The sequence below is a fragment of the Oceanobacillus sp. NCCP-135 genome (genome assembly GCF_059698015.1).
This window is the reverse complement of sequence record NZ_BAAKSZ010000016.1, coordinates 83,821-90,662: the sequence shown is the minus strand read 5'-3', so window position 1 is coordinate 90,662 and position 6,842 is coordinate 83,821. Positions and strand designations below refer to the sequence as shown.

7 protein-coding genes are annotated in these 6,842 nt (G+C 38.5%); 1 reads left to right on the top strand and 6 read right to left on the bottom strand.

All coding sequences use genetic code 11. From position 1 onward, the window contains the following. Positions 1 to 37 precede the first annotated feature (37 nt). Positions 38 to 931, top strand: a complete 894-nt coding sequence (locus AC6HVZ_RS12520) for a GNAT family N-acetyltransferase (protein ID WP_497558503.1) — start codon at positions 38 to 40, stop codon at positions 929 to 931. Positions 932 to 1,187: 256 nt separating this feature from the next. Here AC6HVZ_RS12520 and AC6HVZ_RS12515 read toward each other — a convergent pair whose 3' ends face one another. The 6 genes from AC6HVZ_RS12515 to AC6HVZ_RS12490 form a co-directional block, all read right to left on the bottom strand. After that, positions 1,188 to 2,333, bottom strand: a complete 1,146-nt coding sequence (locus AC6HVZ_RS12515; RefSeq protein WP_497558502.1) for an Rpn family recombination-promoting nuclease/putative transposase — start codon at positions 2,331 to 2,333, stop codon at positions 1,188 to 1,190. Between the two features lie 258 nt (positions 2,334 to 2,591). Beyond that, complete coding sequence (locus tag AC6HVZ_RS12510) at positions 2,592 to 3,194, bottom strand: hypothetical protein (protein ID WP_497558501.1); 603 nt, start codon at positions 3,192 to 3,194, stop codon at positions 2,592 to 2,594. A gap of 21 nt (positions 3,195 to 3,215) precedes the next feature. Then, the gene (locus tag AC6HVZ_RS12505) at positions 3,216 to 4,397 is read right to left on the bottom strand and encodes a sodium:solute symporter family protein (protein ID WP_497558500.1); all 1,182 of its coding nucleotides are present in this window, start codon (positions 4,395 to 4,397) and stop codon (positions 3,216 to 3,218) included. 85 nt (positions 4,398 to 4,482) lie between these two features. Next, positions 4,483 to 4,698, bottom strand: coding sequence for a hypothetical protein (locus tag AC6HVZ_RS12500; protein ID WP_497558499.1), 216 nt, complete (start codon positions 4,696 to 4,698; stop codon positions 4,483 to 4,485). A 126-nt stretch (positions 4,699 to 4,824) separates the two neighbouring features. Further along, positions 4,825 to 5,619 (bottom strand): ornithine cyclodeaminase family protein, encoded by a 795-nt coding sequence (locus tag AC6HVZ_RS12495; protein ID WP_497558498.1) that lies wholly within the window; start codon positions 5,617 to 5,619, stop codon positions 4,825 to 4,827. Between the two features lie 28 nt (positions 5,620 to 5,647). Continuing rightward, positions 5,648 to 6,814: an NAD(P)/FAD-dependent oxidoreductase gene (locus AC6HVZ_RS12490; protein WP_497558497.1), complete on the bottom strand. Its 1,167-nt coding sequence runs from the start codon at positions 6,812 to 6,814 to the stop codon at positions 5,648 to 5,650. Positions 6,815 to 6,842 lie beyond the last annotated feature (28 nt).

Sequence of the window (6,842 nt, the reverse complement as noted above, 5' to 3'; positions counted from 1 at the left end):
GGGTAAAGTTACCGTGTGGATTCGAACCACCTAGATTGTGCAACAGTGGGGCACGCCAAAAATCCGCAACCTAACCCTTGATGACCTTTCCCATCTGGAGTGGATGGAAACGGGAATTGAAGATGATTATGTGACACGGATTTTCGATCGACTGATTACGGAAAACAATCGTATGTATGGTTTGTTTTCAGACGGAAAATTAGTCAGTTATGGTGGATTCACCGTTTATGCAAGGCAATATGCCATGCTAGGAAGATTACGCAGCGACCTTCGCTATAGAGGAAAAAAATTTGCAACAACCCTAATGTCTCATCTCACCTGCGAGGCATTTAAATTAAAAGACATTCAGTGGGTCGGGGCAAATACACAGGAAGACAATCTCGCAACACGACGTGTCCTGGAGAAACTTGGGATGAAACAAGAAACTATATTGCATGGTGCACTTACAATGGATACAAACGCACTAGAATCTGGTGCAAATCCTTGGAATAAAATTCACGATCTTGAGCGGAAAAAAGATTGGATCAATGAGATGTATCTGAAAAAATCAGCTGTTTTCCCATATGAATGCTATTATCCCCTTCCCGCTTCAAAGGAATTGTTCACAGATGAAAAACTACTAGAATGGTCATTTTACGAAAACGATGCAAAGACAAGATTTCTGATTACGAAAAAGGACCAAAAAAAGCATCATTACCTGCATGCCATCTATCCATGGAGTGATATTACAAATCAGGCAGGACTTTGGGAAACCATCACAGCCGATTATCAGGAGTTAGTAAAACATACAGAAAATGAGACATACATATGGATGGATTTAACAAAAGAAGAAGCACAGTCTCTCCCAGAGATTCACAAATTCACACTACCTTCACCGTGGATATTGCATGGGATGGATAGGAGAATGTGGAAGGATGTTGATGTAGAGTAATCTGGGCAGGGGGCAAGGTGGGGCAGGTTTCTTGTCACAATTTGTTATTCATCTGGTGGATCAGACGAGGAACCTTTATCTGTGGACCTGCAAAATGTAAAAAATTGATACCAAAATATAGCTGCAAAGAAACACGAAATTTTCTTTGCAGCATTTTGTAAAAAGAGTTTTATGAAAAAGCCTGTGGTTTCAGCAACAAAGTTAATTTCCATTCCTTTTGCTAAAAGTTTTCGGGCTATTGATTTCTTAGCTTTTTCTATTCCCTATATTTCCCCTTCTTCTCTTCCTCATTTCTTCCTTCTTGAATGGCTTCTTTAGCTCTAAGTTTTGCTTCCTTAGCTCTAAGTTCTATTTCCTTTACTCGAACTCGATGTTCTGCCTCTTCTATGCGTTTTTTTTCTTCCATTACACGATGTTCTGCTTCTTTTATTAGATGTTCTTTTTCTTTTACTCGATGTTCCGCTTCCTTTACTTGATGTTCTTTTTCCTCTATTTCTTTCTGTCGAAGTTCTGCTTCACGCTGGGCTGCCTCTTCATCATTGATTATCTTCAAACGTGCCTCATATGCCATATATTGTTCGTGAGTCATGCTAAGTTCCTTCCAATTATGGAATGCGTTTCGCAAATTCTCGTCTTTCAAGGCAATCTCCTCCAATTTGAGATAAATTTCTTCATAGTATTTTCCATTTCTATGATCAACCATTCCAAGCAACAGCAACCATCTGGCTAAAATATCAGTCCAAGGATCTAGTTTGTCATCTTGCCAATCCTTTATTAACTTGGACATTTCGATAAAGTGAAATTCCATCACATCAGTCAGCTTAAATTTCTCCTCATCTTCATAAAGGTGGTACATTGTATGGAAACGATCTGTTTGTGGGAAAAGGTCAAAATTAAGGATGTTAATTGCAATGACAGGTCGCAGTTCTTTGTATGTCATACTTTTTTTGAAAGGCCCTCTGTACGCACCTGCCCAGTAGTAGATGGAGCGATTAATCATATCGTATTTATTAGTGAACTGAATTTCGATATCGATCCATTCATCAGCATCCGTTAACACTAATAAATCTAGCCTTGATTGTTTGTCATCTTTATATTCGCCGCCAGATTCCGTATTTTCAAAGGAGATATCTTTGATTCGATTTCGACCAGTCTTTTGTAGAATTGCATTCAAGAATACAACCGTTATCGCTTTATTCTTTTCATTCCCAAAAAACTGTTTGAAAGCATAATCAATTTTTAAATCCATCAACTTTTCTAATGGTACATTTTTCAGCAGCTTGAATCTCTTATCCTCTTTTTTAATCCGTCTAGCCTTATTATAATCAGTGGGATCTTCTCTTACAACATTTAATGCAGAATAAATTGTGGGCTTTTCTTTCACTAATTTGGCTGGAATCATCTCAGCACATCCTTTGTGATATGTGAAGACTTTTCGAGGTGTATATCTAGTACTATTATACCAGAAACCTCGAACACAAACAAGTGTTCTTTCGATTAATGTCCAACAAATAACCACAAATAAATACTGAATAAAATAGGGGTAAGGTTCTTATCCTATCCCGACAGGTTCTTTCGCAGAGTCATTTTAAAACCAAAAATAGAGCATCAAATTCACGGCAGAATTTTATGCTCCATTCCTACTATATTTATGTTAAGACTAACCTACCTTCCTATTATTCATCCATTTTTCGGTTTTCCATTGTTTACTCATGTACTCCTCAGATTCACCAGTATTTGCATTGATTAGAAACTCTTTTTTAAAGTCCCCATTTTCTACACGCACTTTCCATATAGGTAAATAAACCAGGAAGTGATCCACTGTTTCATGTTCCGGCTTTTTTAAAATATAGGAACGATTGATTTGCGTATGTTGGATATCTTTTATATATTTGAGTACTTCCCCTGACTGATCAATTCTAGGGGCAATAACCTTGGATGATCCTACCCGATAACCGGCAGTCCTCGGTACAGTTGTGAGTAATCCACGATATCCAGAAACAGCATCCACAAAGCACATCATAGGGATCTTCTTTGGTTTAAATGGTTTTCTGTCTGCGATTACTAACAGTTTTGCCAGCCAGATCGGATGATAGATCAACTCTTTACTACGTATATTACGTTTCAAAAAGTCAGTGTTGATTTCTTTTTTCAGTTTCATTGACCAATTGAGTGATTTGTACATATACGAATATAATTTTTCCTCCTGAATTAATTTATTACTCCCAAGAAGGGTAATTTCATCTTTTCGTAGTTCTTCCAACGTATATTCACCTCTATTTATCTAGTCATTTGCTTTTTCCAAATGTGAATGGTAACTATCTACTCTGGCCTTCATTTCCGCTGATGGAGGATTCGTAAGTAAGCTGACAACAATCATTAATACGAGAGATACTGGTGCAGCAATGATAGGTTCTGCAACTAATGCGAGCGGCTTGGTGGTGACCAGGATTAAAAATGTAACCGAACCGCCAATCATTCCAGCCAGTGCTCCAGCCGTATTTGCTCTGCTCCACCAGATTCCGAGAACGAGTGGGAATCCAAAGGCAGATAGGAGACCGCCACCTACCCAACCAACCATGATAGCGATTAATTGCGGAGGATTAATGGCAATAATAATCCCAACAATACTTGCTACTATCATTACAACAAAACCTATTCGTGTTACCGTTTTTTCCGAAGCTTCTTTATTTAGATATTCCTTATAAATATCACGAGCAACACCTGCTGAAATGGCTAAGAGCATGGCATCAGCAGAAGACATAATAGCTGCTAAGAGACCTGCAAACATAAAACCTGCTAAAATAGGAGACATATAATGTTGAATGACCGAAACAAATATCATATCCTGATTGTCTAAACTATCAACAATACCTAACGCTGCCCCACCTGAAGCGACGATTAGACCGAAAACAAATATCAACAAATATAGTAAACAAGCCCACATTGCTGATCGGCGTGCCGTTCTGGCATCACGTGATGCGAAATTCCGCATAACTGCAGAGGGGGAAACAATACCGAACCATAAGAATGCTAGAAACAATCCAAAATATGACATCCATGGCTGTGTAATTTCACCAAAAGTAGGATTAACAGCCAATGCATCCTGAAGTAATGATGCAAAGCCATTGTGTTGTACTAATATGATACCAGCAAGGATTAACATACCAATTAACATAACTGCTCCTTGAATGAGATCGGTGTAAGTAATTGCCCACATCCCTCCGAGTGCTGCATAAAGGGTAAACCCAATTCCCAGAACAATTACCGCTGTTGTATAATCAATTCCCAATACGTACGAGCCTATAAGTCCTGATGCTGTTAATTGTGGCACCATGTAAAAAGTCATACCAACTACAACAATTACTACTGCAATAATTTGAACTGAATTACCGAATCGCTGTTTGAAAAACTCTGGCAATGTACTAACACCAGATCGCCTAATTTGCCCTGAAACCAGAAACAAGGTAAATTCCCAATATGACTGCTTCCATAGCTTGCATTATCTTTCCCTCCAATTCTCTAAATTGTTTTAGGTATGGATTTAAAGACTAACCTTTCCTTTTTTCAATTTTTTCAATCCATAAAACATAGGCAACAGCTAAAGCAAACCAAATTCCATAACTGAAGAACATCAACCAACCTGCTAACGAAATCCCTAACCAATATATATCTGTCGGCCACCATATTAATACAATTGCTGCAAAGAAGAGAAATACAACCAATAAAATTATCCCGGGATCTGAAAGTTTGGATTTAGATTTCATACGGAACTCTCCTTTCATTCATTTTTTATCCATCATAATAACAAGTTTGAACCAATTCCTTTTTCCTGTGCCTTCTGGTAAATTATGTTTGCTACGACGACATCAAATAACGCCATGCCAGTAGATTTAAATACAACACTCCCCTTCCTTAAGGGCTGTAGCAAGATCACCTGACTCATCAATTGCGTGGTTTGTATCAATGAAAATTTGATCAGTCAACTGGTAAAGTGATTTGGGAAATTCTCTCATGTCAGGTCGGAAAGAGCCAACGCCAATGATTAATTTATTTTCCAGTAGACTTCTGTTGTCTGGGAGAACTGGTTCTTTTGAAGTGGTAGCGGTAATAACTATCTCTGCATTTGTTATAGCTTCTTCTGCGGATTTGGTCGCATGGAGCCCAACAGCTGATCCAATCCATTTTTCCAATGTTTCCTTAAATGCAGATATCTTTTCAGGTGAACGATTATATAGATAGATATCTGTAATGTCTCTTTCGGTACATGCCGCAATAGCTTGATAGAGACCCTGAGCCCCTGTCCCAATTATCGCTAGTTTGGTAGCATCATCTTTTGCCAGGTGCCTTACTGCTGATCCCCCGATTGCTCCTGTTCGCATGCCTGTGAGAAATGTCCCGTCTAAAATCCCTTTAACAGCACCTGTTTCACTACTATTTAAAACGACAAGACCATGAAGTGTTGGATGCTCCTTATTATTTGGAAATAAGGTTACCAGCTTCGTTCCGATAGCATCTTTTGTAAAACACGGCATTAGCAATAATGTATTATCCTCATCGTTAACTTGCATTCGTGTTGGCATTTGAAATTGATTCGATTCATAGACTTTGTACGTCTCATCAATCGCATCAATGACATCCTTCATCGTGACTGCTTTTTGAATATCACTTTCATTTAAAAATAGCATTCTAAATTACCTCCATTTAATCTTTTCGTTATACGATTGCTCCCTCAATAAGTAGATCATTTGTGGAAAAGCGTTCAAACCGTAATGGGCTTAAATCCAATGTTTCGTAGCGTCCTTTTCGGATCAATTCTGATAGCCCTTTCCCAACTGCAGGTGCCTGCTGCATCCCGTGGCCGCTGAACCCACATGCCAGGAAGTAACCATCAAGCTTAGGGTGCTCCCCAATAATCGCATTCTGATCTTTTGTATTATAACTATACATCCCTGCCCAACCACTACTGATTTTTGCCTGTTCAAAATTGGAAATACGATGAGCTAAGATCGGCCATAATTGTTGCTCAAAAAAGGATCGTTTCCATTTAAAATCAATTCCAGGTTTCACATCCTCTGAAAAACCTGTTAGTAGAGATGTACCTTCATGACGAAAATAAACATTTGATGGATCAACGGTTAATGGTAGATCTCGCTGTAAGGGTTTTGCTATATCAAACTGGATGATTTGTCTTTTTAATGGCACGACAGGAATCGGCAGTCCAGCTTTTTCACTGATAACGGGAGCCCATGGACCTGCGGCATTAATAACAATAGGTGCTCGGTAAAAATCTCCACTACTAACCTGTACACCAGTCACACATCCCTTTTCCTGAATGATAGTCTCGACCTCCTCATACACGTAATTACCGCCAAGCTGTTTTGTTTTTCGTATATACCCCTGCATCACAGAGTACGGATCCAAATAACCATCCTCACCACAGTACAGCCCCCCTTGTAAATCAGTAATCGTTAGCTCTGGAATAATAGACAATAATTCTTCTTTTGCCAATAATTCGGAAGGCACTCCATATTTATGTTGTAAGTTTAATTGTTTCTGTAAGTTGTCCATATTTTCGTTTTTTGCTAAAAACAGATAACCACGCTGCTTGAAATCTATTTCTGCTTTTTCCAATCCAATTGCCATATCCTCAGGAAATGTTGTATATTTCTTTAAACTATACCGGCTTATTTGGATATTTACTGCTGTAGTAAACAACTGCCTGATTCCACCAGCACTTCTTGACGTGGAAGCATATTCATAGATTTTGTCTTTTTCAAAATGGGTGATTTCTCCCGTGTAACCATCATTTAGTAAATTGTATGCGATACTGGAGCCAATTACGCCCCCACCGATAATAATAATGTCTGTTTTCCTATACAAGTAATCACCTCAGTTATAATAATTAGAT

Bases quoted from the DNA above. Each gene is read 5' to 3' on its own strand.
- AC6HVZ_RS12515 (WP_497558502.1), bottom strand. From the start codon at position 2,333: ATGATTCCAGCCAAATTAGTGAAAGAAAAGCCCACAATTTATTCTGCA.
- AC6HVZ_RS12500 (WP_497558499.1), bottom strand. From the start codon at position 4,698: ATGAAATCTAAATCCAAACTTTCAGATCCCGGGATAATTTTATTGGTT.
- AC6HVZ_RS12495 (WP_497558498.1), bottom strand. From the start codon at position 5,619: ATGCTATTTTTAAATGAAAGTGATATTCAAAAAGCAGTCACGATGAAG.